This is a genomic window from Salicola sp. AFF1 (assembly GCF_056783195.1).
Genome location: NZ_JBXAYL010000106.1, coordinates 1 through 978 on the forward strand (window position 1 = coordinate 1; position 978 = coordinate 978).

The window sequence follows — 978 nt, forward strand, 5'->3', positions numbered from 1 at the left end:
AGGATGGAGAACGGGTGGAGGATCAATCTGACAGGAGCGCCGCCTGATGGTCATACACCAGATTTGACAATAACTCCCAAAGAAGCGGTTATTACGTGTGATCACACCAGGTGTGCGAATTAAGCTACAGAGCAGCCCCAAGCCGAATAGTTGGGGCTGATGAATAAAACGGGTTTACCCGACAAGGTTGTAAAGGAATACCACCGCAATACCGGCGGGTGTCAAATACCGGAGTACGACCATAAAGGCTTTAAAGGCGCTGCCTCTAAGGCCGACATCTTCGGGCAGACCTTCCCGCTTCATGGCCCAGCCTGCGAACAATGCGATGGTGAGCCCACCCAATGGCATCATCAAATTGGAGACCAGAAAATCGATAAGGTCGAATACGGTCTTACCTTCAAAAAAGGCGATGAAACCCAGCGGATGGAACTTGCCCCACACGTTGAAAGACAGCACTGTACCGATCCCCATAAACCAGATGGCCAGCCCACCGCCCACCGCACTTTTAGGCCGGCTGACTCCTTTGTGCTCTTCTAGCCATTCCACTACGGGCTCCAACATGGATATAGCGGAGGTGATGGCAGCGACCAGAAGAAGCGCGAAGAAAATCGTGCCAAAAAGTGCGCCGCCGCTCATTTGACCGAAAGCCAGTGGCAGAGTCACGAAGATCAGACCGGGGCCTGTTCCGGGTTCGAGGCCATTGGCAAACACCAGGGGAAAGATCGCCAGGCCGGCAAGCAGGGCGACACTGGTGTCAAGAACGGCAATGACCATTGCTGTTCTAGCAATATTCACGTTCTTGGGCAGGTAGGAGCCATAGGCCATCAGTACGCCAATCCCGATACTGAGAGTGAAGGCGGCATGGCCCAGAGCTGCAAGAACTCCCCCAGTGGTCAGTTTGCTGGAGTTATGGTGATTTCTGGTGTATGGAAGCAGGCTGAAGAGGTGGCGTATCCTGTTGGTTGATCTCCGCCAAGA

At 53.7% G+C, this 978-nt stretch carries 1 protein-coding gene; it reads right to left on the reverse strand.

From position 1 onward, the window contains the following. Positions 1-174: 174 nt before the first annotated feature. Positions 175-978, reverse strand: an 804-nt coding sequence (locus AC1RQI_RS16930) for a sodium-dependent transporter (protein ID WP_481905785.1), incomplete at its 5' end; no start/stop codon positions are given.